Raw genomic sequence first — 19,196 nt, 5'->3', positions numbered from 1 at the left:
CACTGCTCGTAGCGAAGACGCCCAAAGCTCAAGCGTCGCCTCAATCGATGCACCCGTCATCCATGACCTCCGAATCATGGAAACTCATAGAGTCAGAGATCATTAAAAAATGCAACTGTAATGCTAGGACGCCACCTACCGCCAGTGCGACCCACATTATCCATGGGCATAAATACACCTGTAAATATTATAACATAAGAAGAAAAATTTTTAATCACTCAAGACAACTATTGATTGACCTTATTTTGAAAAGGCCCGTATCTTTAGTACCATCGCCGTGTCGCACGCGGAACGTCGATCATGGGCTGCCGCAGTTTCAAAAAAAACGGTTTCAACAACGGAGTCGATAATGGTTCACGCGATCACCATCGGTACCTCGGCCAATCTAATGTTTGGTTATCATCCTGTTTGGAACCCGAATGGAGACGTGGCTTCGCCCTTCTTCCTGCCAGCCCAGCAGCCGCTCCGCCCCCAGAACCCAGCAACGACACCTTCGGATTTCCAACTCTGGGTCTCCACACCGGTGATCACCCTTCACCCGTCGGCCCAATCCCTGCTGTCGACAATCTACGATTATGACGTGCTACCGGTCTCCAACGACCCCCAGACCATCGACATTCCCTCCGGCCCCTTGGCCCTGAACGACGCCGACGCGGCTTCGGCCCTGCGTGCTGCGGAGGACTTCCTGGGCCTCGACTTGTCCGAAACGGGCAACTACATGCTCGTCACCTACGAACGGTGCGCTTCGACAACCACGGGAGACTACTCGGACGGCAATGCCTCCCGCGCTCGCGGAGATATCTTGACCCCGGAGGCACTGGCCGTCATCGACGCCCTGCCCCCCGCCGAGCCGCCGGTCTCGGGATCTCCCCTCTACGACAGCAAACTGACCCTGGATGACGCGAGAAAATATCTGGCCGCCATGTCGGAACTGGGCACCCATTTCGTGTCCAGGACCCGGACCGGCGACAAACTCGTGCAGGTCTTCGTCTATGACGACGACATGTTCGAGATCCTGCGGACACAGTTCAATCACGCAGCCACCGCGCAACCCGACGGAACGAAAGCGGTCTCGGGACTCCTGGCGAACAGTTGGGAAGTCTATACCAGCCCCACGAGTTCGGGCGGCTACGTCACGGCCTATGGCGCATTGACCACGATTGCCCGTGATCCCACCCTGGTTGCGGCGATTCAAAATGGGGATTGGGCCAACGGCTATGTCCCCGACGGCACGCCCAGCATCTTCGCTCCCGTCCGGAACTACGGTCTGCTCGCAGCACTGAAGATGGAGGTCACCTATGCCTGCCAACTGACCCCCTTGGCCGAATTGCTTCCCAATGCCCTGGTCGAAGGTCCCTGGGATCGGATCGTGGCCGGAGGGTTGATGCAGAAGTACGGAAACGCTGTGGTTATCCCCCTGCGGCGCCCATTAGACTATGACTGGTCGAGCATCTTCCCGCAGACCACGGATTCCTGGGCGTCGGGCATAGTCACCCCCGTCATCGACATCTACCAGGAACGCATTGACTTGGCGAAGGTCAAGATGATGGGCGCCGATATCATCGGCGAAGCCTATCCCATGGTCAGCTTCACTTCTTTCTCCCAGGTCCTCCAGGCGACATCCGCCACGGGGGCCGACCCCATCGCCATCCCGACGAACCAGATCACGATGGTGTCGCAGATCATCGACACCACCCAGGCGGCTCAGACTCCGGTCCTGTCCATGAGCGACAAGGGACTGCGGACCATGACCCTGTCTTGCGAAAACATGTATGGCGCCCTGATTTTCCAGAGTGGGACAGACCCATCTCCCGTCTCGCGCCGAACCGCGTTGGACGGCATCCTGATGGAAACACCCTCCACCGTGGACCGCGGCACCAAACGATATACCGTGGATCTGGTCGGTGTCCTGACCACCCCGCCCAGCGAAGAGATCCTGATCACCCATTCCCAAAGTGTAGAATTCTCGGTTGTCGCCGGCGAAGCCCTGTTGCAATCCCAGGGGCCCGGCGCCGACACCGTCAAGCAATTGGAACTGAGCTACCTGCAATGGCTCGCCAACATTATTCCGTCCAATACCACCAACGAAGTGCTGTCTAACGCCCGGGTACGCGCCCTCTATCTGGTCAACTCCATCGCCGATTTCGGTATGGACACGGTCTTCGTGCCCTACGTCACCTACGACACCTATTCCAAATATGTTGGCGATTTGGTGAACCAAGCCTCTTTCCTGAACGGACAGATTGCCACCTATCAGTCACAGCTGATGACCACGACCGCCAAGTTTCAAACGATGAACTCCATCGCGGCGGTAAACAAGAATGTTCAATCCATTGGAAACGTCCTCACCCAATATTTCAAGGCCCTCGCAGACGGTAGAGGATCCATCGACAAATACTACGATGGCATCATCGCTCAACTAACGTCCCAACTGAACAAAACGCTCGAAAATATCGTCCACTTGCAGGGACAACTAACCCAGCAACAGAAGCTGATCAGCAATCTTGGCTCCCCGCCGGGCATTGTCCAAAAGTTCGAGAAGGACTACGTCGAGTACGAGAAGGATGAAGTCTTCAAAGCGACGATGAGCATCGTCACCGGTTTGTTCAGCCTGGGCATGGCCTTCGCAGGTATTCCGGGCGCGGCAGAAAAGGGCGTACTGGATGCCCTGAAAGCGCTGAAAGACGTTTTCGACAAACTGCAATCCGTCATGAAGGTCCTCAGCCAACTCAGCGTCATCGAGAAGGTCACCAACGACATCGGCAAGCTGAACAGCTTGGCGAACTCCATTCAGGCGGCCTCCGAAGCGGGTACCATGCAAATGCCCAGCCTCGTGGACCTTCAGATGGTTCCCAACAACGTGGAAGCCGCGCTGACCAACGTCCCAACCAACGGCAAGCTGCAACAGGACAAGGCAGATCTGATCGCCGCCACGAAGAACCTTGTGATCGTTGGCACGGGGCTTTTGACCGCCCAGACCGAGGCCAGTCAATTGCTGGTCGAAATCAGCAACAAGCAGCGTCTGAAGACCATCAACAGCCAACAACAGAGCAGCATGTCCGCCCTGGGCAATGCCTTGAACCTGACCGACCCCGTAGTGGGGCCGAACTTGGCCAAGGTGGACCTGATCGGTATGACCGGCCAATTGCAATTCCAGTTGAAACAGGTCCTGAGCACGCTGGCGCGCGTGCTGGAAAACCAGAATGGTGCCCTGCAGTTCACCTATTTCGGCGAACCGGCGTCGATCACCTCTTTCTCCCTGGGCGCATTATTGGGAGTGATCTCCGCTCAGGACGCCAGCATTATCAACGCCATTCAGCGATTGAATCCCCCACCCCGACCGGTCCCGGACCCGATCACGATCACGATCCCATCCATTCCCCACAAGGAACTGACCGGTGGACGGTTCAAGCGCTTCTCCGTGTCAGCCTCCACCCCAGCCTTCATCAACTACGTCATGGTCCGCATCGACAAGATCCTTCCCCGAATCAAAGGGGTCAAATCGACGGACAGCGATCAATTCGAGATCGAGTTGAGCACCCAGGCCCATCCCTTCATGGACCGGGATCCGGAACGCCAAACCCGAACCTTCGCCAGCACCCAACGGTTTTTCGGCCCCTTCGTCTACGACGTGAAGACCGGCGCCCTGAAGTTCGGTGGTGAGAAAGGCGTCTTCGCGGATAATGTGACCCACATCACCCCCTTCACCGACTGGAGCATCAGCTTCCCGGCGAAGAGCACCAACGCGGGCATCACCTTCGATGACCTTTTGGTGGATATCGAGCTCGAGTTCCACATTACCGCGATCTACAACGATCCAATGGCCTCGCTGAAAGCGACCATGCAACGCGCCCTCGCGGCCAACAGGGTCGAGCCCATGACCGCCATGTTGAAGGCCAAGCCTCCCATGGGCCTCGCCCAGACCCTTGTCGCCATGGACACGAGATCGGAGCCCAGCCTGAGCTATCTGGAAGGCCAGATGTATCAGAATCAGGCCGTCCTCCAGGGGTGGGACGCGGCCTTCAGCATGCTCTCCAACCCGGTCAACGCCTTCCTGAACCAACAATTCCAGGCCTATCTGAAGACTCTGCGGCCAGGCGATGACAGTGGTCTGATGAAGATCGAGGAATCCTACTTCGGCACGCCAGCGCCCATTGGTCGCGGGTTTTGGTCCGCCACGATCACCAAGTTCAACTTCGAGGTCACGAACCCCCTGCTGCAATTCATCGCCGGGTCTGATCAGGCCGAGATCCAGCAGTACATCAAAGGCGGCAATGTCGTGGTCGGCACGGTCGATGTCACCGGCGACAACAAGACAAGCAGCAGCACCTTCCTGCCCGGCGAGGCCTATCTGCCCGACGGTCCTCTTACCTTCACGGCGGATACGGCAACGGGCGAACTGGTGATCGCCCAGGGCAACGTCCTCGGGTTGGGGATGGGAGGGATCTTCCTGAGCACCACGGGCACCCTGCCCGCCCCGCTCAAACCAGGCGATCCCAGCGCCTATACCAACGAGTACTATGTCGCGAGCTGGAGCAGCACCGGAACCGAAACCCGGATCAAGCTAACCGCCGATACCGCAGGCAAGGACGCCATTTCGGTCACCGACGCGGGCAGTGGCACCCAAACCCTGACCTTGGAAGTGAATTGGGCATCGCCCTCCGTGGTGGATACAAGCAAGTCCCCCTACATCCACGCCAACGTACAGCTCAGCACCATTCGGGGCGTGGTGGCCCCGCCAGACGACCAGGGCAACGCTGAGGACACCTTGACCGTCACCCTGGATTTCCCCAGTGGATCCTTCGTCCTGAAGGACATCACGGTGGAACCGAAGAACTGGGACCCCAGTGGCGACGCATCCCGGATTTCCAACGCGATTGCCAATTACTACAGTCAGAACGAGATTCGCTTCGACGTTCAGACCATCAACACCACAGACCTCGCAGCAGATAAAGCGTTGACACCAACACAATTCGTGCTGCACGGGCTGACGACCCAGGCGGGCAACAACGTCCTGCAACTGTTGATCGCCACAAGTGGGAAGCCCCAGAGTTCCCAATCCCTGACTCTGACCGAACCGGTCGCCTACAATCCAGCCGGACCCGTCGCGGGGATAAGCGACTTCATGGTCTCGCTGATGATCAGTTCGCAACTGACCTTCCAGCATGTGTTCGTCAACAGCTTCAACAGGGGCAGCACGAATTTCATGGTGGACGCCGTCGCTCCCGGCACGAACTACCAAGCCTGGAGCGCCAGGATGAAAACCGGCATGGTTACCGCGCCTGTCCCCTTCAAAGACAGCTATCAAGTGAACGGCACCAAGACCGAATTCCGGATCTCAGCCAGTTCCAACGATCTGTCCTGGGACATTTCCGGCCTGACCTACACCCGGACGGCAACGGAAGGTGTCGCTCTTTACTACTCCAACGGCGAAGCCACCGGAGCCGATGGCCCCACGGGCGGAACCAACGTGGACTTCCAATACCGGCAATATCTCTACTCGCCCGGCATGAGCATGCCCGGCGGGGGTTACATACCTGGACGCTACTACTGGACCGAATGGCAAGATGCCTCGGCCATGGCCTACGTCACCATGAACGGCACCTATCCCTTGGAGGTGTTCGACCAGGGGGGCGACCAGTTGATCAAATTCTCGACGACCAATCCCGAAGTAAAGGTGGACAAGTCCAGCGAGCTGAAACCGACAGGCGCCTGTGAGTGTAATAACAACGATGTAAAAATTGCCCTCATGTCAGCGCTCTCGGACTCTATTCCCGAGCAGTTACAGGCGAACATGCAACAGATCAGCTTCAAGCCTCTGTCTGTCATGGCCCTGCAAAGCCTTTTGTTCCCTGCAGGACAGCTGATCGCCATGTCCACGGCCAAGGTCCCCGGAGACTCCCTGGTGGTGGGCCGCTTCCTCGCGCAGGTCAGGAAGAAGAGCCCGAATGGCAAATACACCATCACGATCCCCGCAGCCGCCAACGCGAAGGGAAGCTTCGGTGGCCAGGACTTCCAGAATGGGACCACCGTCAACAGCGTGACCAAATCCAACATGCCCGCATCCTTCCAGGTAACCTACGGCCCCGTGGATTCCTCCCTCGGGGGGCAGGTGACCTATGACGTGAACATTGAAACCGGCAAGATTAGTCCCTTCGTGATCGCAACCGTTTATCAATCCGACGCGGACAAGGCACCGCAAAACGTCGCCCTGTTGCTTCCGGGATATCCGAGCACCAAAGGCAAATAACCTTGCCCCACCTTATCGGGCCGCCGGAGCCTTCCGGCGGTTCCTTCATTTTCGCCCTTACGGCTCTGCCCCCGTTTCCCCTTTTCGCGCCAAAGGACCTTCCCCATGGACGACCTTCTCAAGGCGATGTCCGAGACACCCGCCGTACCCGAGGGGTGGGATCTGGCGCTCAATCTGTCCCAAAACGCCGTCCAATCCCTGCTCTTGAGCAATTGGGAGGGGGGAACTGGAAAGGCCAAGGAGCGCGGATTGACTTGGCTGGCTCCGACCCAGGTCGACGGCCAACATGATATTCTGGAGGTCCGCACGGACCTTTCCTCCCCCACCGTCGCGTTGGACGATAGCGCCTCTGTTGTCACTCTGACCTACGGCATCGACACTGGTGTCCTGCGGATCGGCAAGGTGTCTGCGGAACGGGCCGCACATATGCCAGATGCCCAGATGCTCCTGCAAACCAATGATGTGTCCTGGTCCAACCCCGTGGACATCACAAGCCAAAACCCGCTCCGATTGGCGGGTGCCATGCCCTTGGTGGTGCGCCCCACGCCGGATGGCCAGCGTTTCGCCATTGCCCTGGATATTTCAGCGAATGGCTTGACCTTGACCAGCGCCGATGAAGGCGGACTGTCCAGTCACACGGTGGCACAACCCTTGACGCAGTGGCTGTCGGCCCAAAACCTGACGGGCCAGATCGCATCTTTCGCTCGCGCCAACAAAAGCGCCACCGTCTCGAGAATCGCACCGGACGCTGTCTCCACCCGCATGGGGCGTTCCGTGGCAGGGGACCCGGTTCTACAGATTCTCGCGGGCTTGACCCCCGACGCACCAGTCGAAGGTGCGGGACGAGCCATCCCGCATCCCGATGGCTATGATTTCAGCGTCCTGGTCTCCTCGAAATCGACCATGGCAATGATCGTCAGCGGCTACAACCAGGGTACCGGGGAGATCAAGTTGGTTTCCATGGCGCCCTCCAGCGGTGACGCCCATTGGTTCGCCCAAATTCATGAGCCGATGATTTTCGAAGGGACCTTCGGCACGGAAGACGGTCAAATCTTCGTCACCGACCGGTCGGAACAATATCTGCGGTTCGGCGGCTCCCCGGACCAGGGACTCAGGTTGTTCACCTTCACCGACCCGGCGTCCTCCGTCCACCTTCACCTGGAGATCGCCGCCCATTACCCCACGGCGATCAGCGGGACCGGCGCAGACCAACGTGTTGGTCTCAGCGAAGGTGGGCAATCGATCAACGGCGAAGGCTTCTACGAGAACATCGTCAAACCCCAGTTGGAAAACTTCCTGACAGGCCAGATCCGGAGCGACATGACCCGGGTCCAGATGACCGCGATCAGTGACTTTCTGCTGCGAGACATGGTCCTGACCGGCCACAGGCCCCGGTTCGAGATCTCCGCCCTGCCCGCCGAGCTTGTCATCGCCGGTCATCTCGAGCCCACACCCTGACCTGCCCCTATCGTCCTGGCCCCACAGATCCCGCCCCCACCCTGTCCACCGAAAGGGAACAGCATGTCGAATAGCCCAACTCTCAGTTACCTGCTGGGTCAAATGGCGCAGGACAAGGAAGTTCTGAATGGGTGGGACGCGGTCCTGAACCTCCTGGAATCCTCCATCAACACCTTCTTCCAAGCCCAGTTCGACCAGATGACCGGGCATAGCGGCGAGATGACGATTTCCCGAATTTTCTGTGGCCCTCGCCTTCCCAATCCCCATGGCGACTATTCCGTCGTCACGGATTTTTCGTTTACCCTGGGTCCCCCGCACTTCGAGTTCACGGGCGGATCGAACACGGTGACCGTCACCCAAGCCATCCTGTCCGGCTCCACCCGCACGGGCAGCCTTCCCGCCTCGGCCGGTTTCGATCCCGACTCCTGCGGATGCGTGGCCAATGACAGCCGCGTCCAATGGGGCCAGCGCCATTCGATCGACCTGGGCAACCATCCCAGCATGACGGCGGTCGTGCAACTGACTACGGTGACCGGCGTCGTCGACCAGGATCAGAATACCCATACGGTGGTGTTAGACTTCGCCAATGGCGCGTTCACAGCCAACAACGTGACCATCGAGAACGTCTCGTCCCAGCAGTTGTCCGACCAGATTAAAAGCTGGTTCATGACCCATGGGGTCCAATATCAGGTGGCCTCGCTGAGCTTCTCCGGCAATTCCGACCCCTCCCTCACTCCCACGAAATTCCAATTCAAGGTTTTGAAGACCAACTCCGGCAACATCATCGTCCAGATCCTGATCGTCACCAACGGCACCTCCGGCCGAAGCGACCCCATCGTCCTGGAACCGGTGCCCACGGCCGACGGCTACAGTTGTTCGTTGATGATCAATTCGCGGATCACCTTCAAGGATATTCTGTGCGACGGATTCAACAACGCGGGCAAGCCCTTTAACCTCTATCCCCAAAGCCAATCCCCAACGGCGGGCTATACCGCCTATATCGCCCCACAAATGCATTTTTCAGGCTCGTTCAGCTATGGGAGTTGCTGCAACCGCCATACGGTCACCTACTCCCTATACTTGGGCGGGACCTACTCTGGAACGGCAAAGAACGGCTTCCACCTGTACCAATCGATCACGCCCAGCGGCAACATCGGCAACACGATCACCGTCAACGCGGACAATCCCGTCAGCCTGTCGGGCAGCGGAGAATCCCAGACGATCCGCATAACGCCCCAGCCCCCCGTCGTCAACGTCACCGGCGGGGCATCGAGCACCATCAATGACAAACTGAAGTCCATCCTCAACGACGACTTCGCGGCGGCTATGGCGGGCATTTCCTTCGGCCCCGTTTCCTATTTCGCGCTACGCAGCGTCTTGTTTCCCGGGAATCTGATGAAGATGGACGTGGTGGAGGTCCCCACCGATCTGGTCATCGTCGGCACCTTCCAACCAACTTAGAGCATGTTGCGTGAAATGTGATTCACGCAACATGCTCTAAGTTTCTGATATTGAAGCAAATCGTCATGCCTACGGCGTGCGTTCCGCCCGTCGCAATCTGTTCCAGATTGCTCGGGATTTGCTCTAGATCAAACCGCCCCAGGGTACACGGCAGTCGGGCCTCTCCCGTCACGGGGCTTTGCCCCGTCCCCCACCGGGGCCTGAGGCCCCGGACCCCCATTTGGGATCAAAGGGTCCGTGACCCTTTGCGGGTCTGGGCAAAGCCCAGAAACTGCGAAGCATAGTTTCCCGATTTTCGCGGAAATGGTGTATAGAATCATATGATTAGAGCATGCGGAGACAGGCTTGACCATCAACCTAGGCGATCCCGTCAACCTCCTGGCGGGTCTCGAATCCCATTTTCCCGGACCGACCCCACCCTGGCGGGTCCCCCCGAACCGGCCCGTGATCGCCGAGGCCTCCACGCCACCCAGCGGTCCCGTGGTTTGGGAGGAACCGACCCTTACCCTGCATGACACGCCCCAGGATCTGGTGAACCATATTCTGGACATTTCCGTGATCCCCATGGTCGGCTTGGACGGTCCCCTTTCCCTAGGCGCCGGAACGGTCATGGACCCCCATGCCCTGGCCACCCTGGGCGCACGCCTGAGCCTCGACCTCACAGAACGACCGGCGGCAGCCTTTTTGCTGGCGCGTCTAAGAGGACGGCGCGGCACCCTCTATTACACGCCCGAATGGGAAGGCCTGAACCGCAAGCATCGGATCCTGCGCTGGCTGACTGCGGAGGGGCGCAGGGCCCTGGCCCGCCTTAGAGTGGATGAGTTGCGCCAGGAAGGCCACGAATTCCACGGTGATGTCACAGCCCGACAAGCCGCCCGCTATCTCAGCTATTTTCAGGATTTCGGCACCCATGTGGTGCGCTCTCTGACCTACGGAGAACAGCTGTTCCAGGTTTTCGCGGTCCGGAACGATCTGCTCCCCGCCCTGCGCGAGACCCTGCCACCAGCCGACGCTCCCCTCCAAGGGGCGATCGCCCATGGCATGATCCCCTTCACCCGTGCTCCCTGGACTGTGGCGGCCAGCCCCATCCTCACCGCGACACCCGGCCCGGAGAGTCATGAGATCGTCACTCACCCCCTGTGGTACGATATCCAGAACGACGCCAGCGGTGGCCCCAACCTCCTGGCCCGCGCGGCCCAAGCCCCGGAGGCCCGGTCGGCGGCCCTGGATCGACTGCCCGCGACCAGCGTCATCGGCGTGACCCTGGCCTGTCAGGCCCTGTACCTGGAAGACCACCGGGCCGACGCCTGGAGCCGCCTTCTAAGGGCCGCCCTGGCCCTGCGCTTCCCCCATGCGCAGCGGGTGGGATGGAGGGACCGCCGGGCCATCCAACCGGTTCCCCTCCTGGCCAGCGCTGGCCTTCCGGCCCTGGGAGGCCCAAGTCCTGCCTTCCCTTCCCCCAACCCCCACTCCCCTTCCCCCACCCCCCACTCCCCTTCCCTTGATCCGCCCCCCCTGGCCCTGGCCCTTGATGTATCGGCCCCCGGCGCGATCACGGGGGGGCCCGAGCCCCGCCTCGCCCTCTTCACCACGACCAATCCGGGCTCCGGCCGAGCGGCCGAGCGAATGATCGACGATGGCTCCCCCGGGCCCGAGGACCTGATCTTTCCAGCGATTGACGGGGCCCTTCTCCTCAAGGGACAGGGAGGGGCCCGCGCCTGTCTGGTGGAAGGGGCCTGGATCGGCCTTGGGAAGGAAAACAAGCCGGTCGTACTCGCAGCACCACAAGAGCCGGATCCCACGATCCTCCTCCCCCATGTTGCAGGGCTCCTGGGGTATCTGCGCCTCCTGGACGCCATTCAGCCGCCCCTCTTTTCACCGGAGACAAACCGCCCCATGGGGCGATGCGCGGACTGGCTCGTCAAAGTCACGGCCAAGGCCCAGGACCCGAGCCTTCAGACACTCCACCATCGGGCCCACCAAGTGGCTTGGGGGGTTGGGAGACTGGAAACAGCCCCGGACACGACACTTTCCCCCGGCCTTCTCGAGGCTCTGTCAAATGTACTCGAAGGGGCGCTGGGCATGCTCACCGCGCCCATCACCGACCCTGGCACGGCACGGCGGATTGAGACACAAGAGACCGGTTTTCGAGAGGTCCTCCGAGGTCTGCCGGGATCCCTGGCCATCGCCCCACTGGAAACCTCCCTGTCGATCGCAGAGACCCTCTTGGAGCAGCGCATCATCCGGTTAGCCGAAACGCCCGGCCTCGCGCCGTTCCTGGCGGAAGTGCTGTCCATGGGACGACATTGGACAAGCGACCCGAATCCAGAAGCACCCCACCACCGGCCAATGCCCGGAGAGACCCCGGAAGGCCAATTATGGAACGCATTTTTGGCGATCAAGGCATGCCACGCGGAAAGCCGGGCTATCCTTGCCGCCATAAGAGGGCGTGCGGACGAAGCCAAAAGCCTATTGGCGCGGACCTGGGTCACGGGGCGAACCATCCCCCAGGACCCCACGGGCATTTTCCTATCCGCACTGGGGTCCATCTGGACCGATGCCACCCGCCCCGCCGAACCGGAATGGAGAGGGCTGGCCGAGGATCTGGTGACCCTGGATACCGCAGTCACCGCCGCCCGACGCCTCCACCACAGTGATCCCCCCAAAAACCGAGATGGTGGCCCTATGGATCCGGGGCTCCATCGCCTTGTGATCGTTCTGGAGCTATTGGCGCTCTGTCACCGTTTGGGTCTTTCATCCGCGCCCTTGGACAGCTTGGCACCGGCCGCCCTGTCCGAGCGCCTGAACGCGGCCCTGCTCACGTCCCGAAAGACCCAGCCTCGACGCAATCCACTGTGACCGAATCCCTTTTCGGGCACATTCGGCATCAAGACCCTTTTGACAGGACCAACGAGACATAATGCCCACCAAAGGCAAAGGAATTCGATAGGGCCACCTGGGCATCCATAGACCGTGTTCCAAGCGTCCCCGCTGTGCCCACGGCACAGGGCGCTTCTCCCCGGTTGAGGGACAGGAATGTGGCCAGGGCCTCCGTAGCGCTTCCCGCCCCCATGCAATGACCGAAGGAAGCCTTGCAGGCACTGATGGGCAAGGCGGAGGCCCGCTCGCCGAACAGGTCTTCGATGGCCTCCCACTCCAGGGAATCATTCAAAGCCGTCGCCGTGCCATGGGCATTGACATGCCCCACGGCATCCACCGTCAAACCCGCGTCCTTCAAGGCCCAACGCATGGCATGTTCCATGCCCTTCCTGGTGGGTTTGGTCAGGTTGGGCGTATCGGACGCCGCCCCCGAGCCCAGAACTTCACCCAGGATCGGCGCCCCCCGGGCTAGGGCCCGATCCCTCCGCTCCAGAACCAGCACCGTCGCCGCCTCGCCGATAACGAATCCCGCCCGATCGGGCGCAAAGGGGCGCATGATCCCCCGGGCTTCGTCCGTTTCGGATGTCATCACCGCCAGGGCATCCCAGGCCGCAAAGAGCGCCTGAATGGGGAAGGCATCCACCCCTCCGGCGAGGCAAAGATCCATGTCCCCCCGCTGGATGGCCCGAACCCCAGCGGCGATGGCATGTCCGGACGCCGCACAGGCGGTCACATGGGCCGAGGAGGCCCGCTCCACTCCATACCGGGCGCAGAGAGCTGCGGTGGGACTGTTCAGCATCATCTTGACGATGCTCGTAGGACGCAGACGCTGATTTCCATCAAAGCGCAGAACGGAGTCCTGAATGGACTCTCCCGGACCAAAGGCAGAGCCCATCATCACCCCGCAAATTGGTCCGATTTCCGCCGCGCTCAGACCGGCCTGTTCCAAGGCTTCGTCGGCGGCGGCCATGGCCATCAGACTGACCCGGTCGTAGAGATGACGATCCGATTTGCGGATCAGCGACGCGCCATCGAAATCCGGCACCTGGGCGCCAAAGCGACAAGAAAACCCGTCGAGGTCGAAGGCCGTGATCGGGCGAATGGCCGAGACACCCGAGAACAATCCCGCCTCGAAATCATCCCGCCCCCTCCCATGGCCGGACAGCACCCCACCCCCGGTAACCACAACGCCGGGGCTTGCGGATGCGCCCTCGGTCATTGGTTCCCACTGACATCGATCCCCGCCGATGATGCGGTATTCTGCTGCTTCCGGATCAGGGCCTCCGTCATACGCAGCACGTCTCCCAAGTCACGCAGGTTCAGCCGCTGCCCCTGCATCTCGCTCAGGACCGGAACGTCGTACTTCTCTTCCACCTCAAACATGATCTCGACGAAGGTCAGTGAATCGATCTTGAGGTCCTCAAGCGTCATGCTATCGTCCAATTCCGCAGGATCAACATCCACGAAATCCGCCACCACCGCGATGAGGTCGTCCCTCATGAGGATCTCTTCCGTTTGCCGTTGTTCTCCGCCATTTCACTTAACGTTATCCCTTGTTCACTTAACGTTGTCCCAGGCCGGACGCGGAAAAAAACCGGCGAAAAAACACCTTAAAATTATAACCACCAGCAGACAATACCATTACTATATAAAATCATGTTTCGATTGTGCTTCCACCTCGACGCCCTCGCCCACCAGGGTCGCCACTTCCAGCAGACTCTGTCCTCCGATCAGCCTGGTGATGGGGATGGCGGCCCCCAGCTCCCGTTCTATGCCGAGCTGAAACTGGATGGCGGCCAGGGAGTCCAACCCCAGCTTGTCCAAGGGGCTTTCCAAGGGCAGACGCGCCGCCGGACAGGATAAAACCTCGGCGAGCAGATGTTGCAGAAGATCGGCCAAACGACGGGTTCGCTGCCCGCCACTTAGGACGGCCAGATCTCTGCCCAGATCTCTGCGAAGATCCCCTTCTCCTCCCGCCTGAAGCCGGTCCCGGTCCAACAACAGGTCGTCCATCATCTCGGTCGCCGCGCGACGGGGATCATAGCGGGCCCACCGCGCCCCAATGATCTCTTGTGTCAGGCAAACCCGAGGGATTCCCGCCTCCAGAGCCGCGCCCAAACCGGCCAAGGCGGTCTCCGGCGTCATGGGGGGCAGCCCGGCGGCTCTCAGATGGGTCGCCACCACCGGATCCGCAGCCATGCCGCCCCCGGAAACGGCACCGAAATTCACCGACAGGGCGGGCAACCCGGCGCTCCGGCGCGCCCAGGCCAAGCCGTCCATCCAGGCATTCGCGGCGGCGTAGTTGGCCTGCCGCAGAGTACCGATGACCGCAGAAAGCGAGGACGCCAGGACGAAATACGCCAACTCCGGTGCCAGATCGAGACTGGCCCGGTGCAGGGCCAGAGCCCCCATTCCCTTGGGCTCAAGAACCAGGCGAAAATCCTCCAGGGTCATCTCCCTGGCGGACCGATCCCGGATCATGCCCGCCCAATGAAAGACCCCGGCAAGGGGCTGGTCCGAGGCGGTGATTCCCCCCATCACATTCCGAACCGCGCCCTCGTCCAGCAGGTCGAGCTGCGCCACGGTCAATTCCCCCCCCAGGGCTGCCACCGCCCGGACCAGGGGCGCCATCTGGGCCTGGGAGGCGGCGGCGCGACTGGTCACCAGGATCCGCCCGGCCCCGGACCGCGCCAACCAGAGAACCAGATAGCGACCAAAACCGCCCAACCCTCCGGTGACCATATAGGTCCGCGATCGACGGAACCTTGGTTTCCCATGAGCTCCTCCACCGGCACCCAAAGTACAGGACAGTGTCTCGTCTTCTTGGGGCGATTGCCCAAACCCATTTGGGGGCGAAGCCCCGTGACGGGAAAGCCCCGCCTGTCGTGTACCATGACCGGCACCACCAAGGGCCAAGGGAGACAGGCGCGGAACCAGACGACGCCCAGACCGGAAGGCCACTTCGGAGCTCCGGGATCCACCGCAGATTTCCCGGGCGACCGCATCGGCCCAGCCCATCTCTTCCGTCCTGTCGATCAGCGTCGTCGCGGTCTCCGGGATTTCGTTGTACAACACCCGCCCCAAACCCCAGACCGCCGTCTGGGCGGGCCGAACCCTGCCCTCCCCCGGCAAAACGGCTTGGCCGTTCCGGGTGATCAGATAGACCCGTCCCCGCCGTCCCTGGACACAGAGATCCCGGATCCGGGGAAGCTCCTCCGCCAACAGGTCGCTCTCCGCCGTGACCAAGACCACCGTGGCCCGGACATCCCCCTCCTCCTCCGGACCAACCACCTTGAGGCCCCCCCGCCCCAGGGCCGCTCGAAGCCCAGCCAGATCCGCGCCTTCTGGCCCCAGTACCGCGACGGATCCCCCTATCGGCCCCTGCTCCACGCGCTCAGCCTCCACCCAGCGCTCAACAAGGGAAAGGCCGGGGAGGGGTGGTGGATCCAAAGTGGGCTTCAAGGGCTTGGCCACAATGCCCTCCAAGCAGGCCAGACAGCCCCCCGTCCCATCCAACAGCAGGGCGTCTACGGCGAGCCCCCCCTCTCCGTCGGCCTTATCCGAAAGGGTAATCCAAGCCCAAAGGTGGGCGGGCAGTGGCGCGTAAAGCCGATAGGCATCCATGGATAGGGGGACCAGGGGGCCGGAAGCCACCACCAGTGCCAATGCAGCCTGAAACACGCCGTCGATCAGGCAGGGCGGCAATTGGTGGGCCTCCCCTTTCCAGACGGCCCGGTTGGCGCTCAATTGGGCGAGAACGGCCGAGCCGTCGGATGCCACGGAAAGGCCCCGGAGCACCTGGAACGCCGGGCCATGCGCCAGCCCGAGAGCGGCGAGCTCCGCCCGGTGGCGGTTCAGATCCAGGGGGTGGGGTGCCCGGGCGGCCAACTCCACAATGGACCGAGCCACGGGTTGGGCCTGAGGCGATTGGATCCCGGCGGAGAGGACACGAACCGCTCCCCTTGGATGGACCGGATCATAGGCCAGGACGTCCAGGGCATCGCCCAGGCATCGCCCATCCAGGACAGCCGCCACACGCCGATCCAAGGGAAAGGTCCTGTGGAAACGGATATCCACCAGGGCGAGCGCCGCATCGTCCTTCCGGCAGCCCTCCCTGGCCGCCTGCGCCGTCTGGACAGCAGCTTCCAGCGCCGCTGCTCCGGCAAGAACCGAGGCCCCTTCGAGCCGATGGTCGGTCAAAAAGGCGAAATCCTGCCGGTTCAGATCGGTGGTCCATCGTCCGGGGATAGGGCCAGGCTCAGCCCAGGGCGATCCCCCCGCATCGCCCAACCGGTCCAGGGCCTGGACATCCGCCTCGTGCCAAAAGTGCTCGCGACACCATCCCGCTCCCGGCAGAGGAATCAGCCGCCCCTCGGGAACCATCCGCCGCAAGTCAATAGCGCCACCGCTTTCGAAGACTCCTGCCAGAGCCGCCTGAACGGACCACTGATCATCCCCTCTCCCTCTCCCTCTCCCGCTCCCTCCCCCGCTCCCTCCCCCATCCAATACGGACAGAACCGTGATCTTGCGCGCCTGCTCCCCAGCCGCCTCCCGGATGGCCCCCTCCAGCACGGGCTTGGCACCGATCTCCAAACAGTGGGTGACACCCAGAGCGAAAGCCCGCTCCAAGGCATCCCGAAAGCGCACGGGCGATCGGACGTTCCTCCACCAGTAGGCGGCATCCATGAGGTCGGTGCCAAGTCCAGTAACAGGTTGTCCGGTGACCGTCGATACCAACGGACAGGTGGGCACGGCGGGCGTCAAACCCGCCAGACGCTCGAGTAGGCTATCCCGGATGGGGTCCATGTCCGCGCCGTGGTAGGCGATGTCGCCGGGCAATCGCCGATAGGCTATCCCCTGCTCTTCCAAAAGCGCAGACGCCATGGTCAGGGCCGCCCGACCGCCCGTCACGGTCACGGATGATCGGGCGTTCAAGGCGGCAATCTCCAGGCCTGGCACGCGGGTCACCATCTCCCGCGCCCGGTCTTCGGTCACCTTGACCGCCAGCATCCCGCCTCCACCTGACCGGCTGTCCTGGGACACGGATCGAGCCCAACACAAAGCCACAGCCTGCTCCAGGGAGAGATGCCCGGCGAGGTGGGCTGCAGCCACTTCGCCCGCGGAATGCCCGAGACAAAGGTCGGGCTCCACTCCCCGACTGGCCAGCAATCGGACCAGCCCCACCTGAAAGGCGAAATTGGCGGGCTGGGCAAAGCGACAGGACCACCCCCCGGCTTCCTCCCCCTGCCTCTCCCCCTGGCGCGTCAAGGCTTCGATCAGGGAAAACCCCGACAAGGGATCGAGCAACGCCGCGATCTCCTCCAGGGTCCGGCGAAAGACCGGCTCCCGGTCCCATAGAACCTGACCCATGCCCGGCCATTGGGGGCCCATGCCGGAGAAAATATAGAGAACCCGCCCCCCTTCTGCCGACAAAGCGGCGCCGCGACGATCCGGAACCCTATCCCGGACCGCACGGATCCGGGCCGCCAGGATGGCGGACGGGGTCGAGCGCCCGGTCCAGAAGGACGCCCGACAGGCGCCATGCCCCCGACGGGCCAGGGTATAAACCAGATCAGCGGGCCCCACCCCCTCTTCCACCCGCGCGGCGAGACGCCCCAGCCAGTCGCGCAAGACGTCCGGCGACTGGGCGGCCAGTGGGACCAGGATCGAAGGGTCTTCCGGCGGGGTGACGATCGGAGCGTCCCGCTCTTTTTCCGTTGGTGCCCGCAGGATCACATGGGCATTGGCGCCCCCATAGCCAAAGGCGTTGATCGCCACCCGACGCCCCACCAGCCCCTCCTCCTCCCGAGGCAGGCGGAGGTTCAGCGCCTCGAAAGGAATGTCCGGATTAGGCTGGCCGACCAAGACATGGGGGGGAACAAGGCCTGTCTCCAGGATCATCAACGCCTTGATCACGGACGCCACGCCCGCTGCGGCCTCCAGATGGCCGATGTTCGCCTTCATGGAGCCGATGGGCAGCGGTGTTTCCCGAAGCCCCCGGCCATGGACGGCGCCGATGGACCGGGCTTCGATCTCGTCCCCCCGGGCGGTTCCGGTGCCATGGGCTTCCAAGTACCCGATGTCGTCCGATGTCAGCCCCGCTTCGGCGAGAACCCGACGCATCAGCGCCTCCTGCGCCCCGCCGTTGGGGAGCGAAATCCCCGCCGTTCGCCCCCCATGCGCGCAGCCACTCCCCTCGACCACCGCCCAAATGCGGTCGCCATCGGTCCGGGCAGCGTGAAGGGGCTTCAGCACCAGCATGCCGCAGCCCTCTCCTCGTCCGTACCCGTCGGCGCGGTTGGAAAAGGGCTTGGAGCGGCCGTCCTTCGCGAGAAGCCCAGCCTTGGACATACCGATCTGAACCTCGGGTCGGAGCATGAAGTTCACGCCCCCCACCAGGGCCATGCAACAGGCACCCGAACGGAGATCCCGAACCGCCATGTCCAGGGCGGTCAGACTGGACGCGCAGGCCGTGTCCACCGTGACACTGGGGCCCCGAAGATCCAAAGCATGGGACAGACGGTTGGCGAGCATGGCCAGGGTCGAGCCGGTCGCGGAATGGCGCTCAAGCGCTCCCCGCGCCTGAGCGGAGAACTGATTCAACAGATGGTCGGAGGTAAACCCGCCCACATAGGCCCCCACGGCCTGTCCCGCGAGGGCGCGGGGGTCGACCGCCGCCTGCTCCAGAGCTTCCCAGGCGACCTCCAGCACCAACCGTTGCTGCGGATCGAGGTGGGCGATTTCCTCCGGTGCATAGGAAAAGACGTCCGGATCGAACCCCTGGTAGTCATAGTCGATGAAGGCGCCTGCGCCAGTGGGTGTCTTGCCCGCTGCTCGGTCCTCGGTGACAAAACGGGCTCCCGACCATCGATCCGCAGGAACCGGTCGAACAAAATTGGCCCCTTCTCGTAACCCCTGGAAAAAGGCGACGGAAGAAGACCTGTCACCGGGAAACCGACCGTGAAATCCGATGATGGCGATCAGCGACATGCTTTCCCCACAGATGGTTAAAGACGATAAAAGCTCGCCTTTGGGGTGGGGTCCGGTCTTTCCATGGCGGATCTCTCCAGATGACCGCCGTTGAAGAGACCCTTTCGGTCCGCCCCGGCGGGCCTCCCCTACAGGAGCCCCTCCAACGGCATACCCC

Annotated in this window: 7 protein-coding genes; 4 read left to right on the top strand and 3 right to left on the bottom strand. The window is 62.0% G+C overall.

Features of this window, described 5'->3' with window-relative positions:
• The first annotated feature begins 349 nt into the window (after positions 1-349).
• The 4 genes from ACLIRY_RS23235 to ACLIRY_RS23220 all read left to right on the top strand — a co-directional run bounded on the left by ACLIRY_RS23235 (position 350) and on the right by ACLIRY_RS23220 (position 12,028).
• Positions 350-6,250 carry a hypothetical protein gene (locus ACLIRY_RS23235; protein ID WP_413207811.1) on the top strand — a complete coding sequence of 1,967 codons (5,901 nt, stop codon included), beginning with the start codon at positions 350-352 and terminating at the stop codon, positions 6,248-6,250.
• 105 nt (positions 6,251-6,355) lie between these two features.
• Positions 6,356-7,708, top strand: coding sequence for a hypothetical protein (locus ACLIRY_RS23230; RefSeq protein ID WP_413207810.1), 1,353 nt, complete (start codon positions 6,356-6,358; stop codon positions 7,706-7,708).
• 63 nt (positions 7,709-7,771) lie between these two features.
• Complete coding sequence (locus ACLIRY_RS23225) at positions 7,772-9,169, top strand: hypothetical protein (RefSeq protein WP_413207809.1); 1,398 nt, start codon at positions 7,772-7,774, stop codon at positions 9,167-9,169.
• 345 nt (positions 9,170-9,514) lie between these two features.
• On the top strand, positions 9,515-12,028 hold the full coding sequence (locus ACLIRY_RS23220) for a hypothetical protein (protein ID WP_413207808.1): 2,514 nt from the start codon (positions 9,515-9,517) through the stop codon (positions 12,026-12,028).
• Positions 12,029-12,056: 28 nt separating this feature from the next.
• On the opposite strand, the gene ACLIRY_RS23215 is transcribed toward ACLIRY_RS23220, so the two are convergent.
• The 3 genes from ACLIRY_RS23215 to ACLIRY_RS23205 form a co-directional block, all read right to left on the bottom strand.
• Positions 12,057-13,268, bottom strand: a complete 1,212-nt coding sequence (locus tag ACLIRY_RS23215; protein ID WP_413207807.1) for a beta-ketoacyl-[acyl-carrier-protein] synthase family protein — start codon at positions 13,266-13,268, stop codon at positions 12,057-12,059.
• A complete protein-coding gene (locus ACLIRY_RS23210) occupies positions 13,265-13,549 on the bottom strand; it encodes an acyl carrier protein (RefSeq protein WP_413207806.1) in 285 nt (94 codons plus the stop codon). Before ACLIRY_RS23210 ends, ACLIRY_RS23215 begins: the two co-directional genes overlap by 4 nt.
• Positions 13,550-13,693: 144 nt before the next feature.
• On the bottom strand, positions 13,694-19,039 hold the full coding sequence (locus ACLIRY_RS23205) for an SDR family NAD(P)-dependent oxidoreductase (protein ID WP_413207805.1): 5,346 nt from the start codon (positions 19,037-19,039) through the stop codon (positions 13,694-13,696).
• Between the last annotated feature and the right edge of the window lie 157 nt (positions 19,040-19,196).

The organism is Rhodospirillum sp. A1_3_36 (genome assembly GCF_047263945.1).
GTDB lineage: Bacteria > Pseudomonadota > Alphaproteobacteria > Rhodospirillales > Rhodospirillaceae > Rhodospirillum.
Note: the sequence above shows the minus strand (reverse complement) of the source record. Positions and strands in the feature narration are given on the sequence as shown.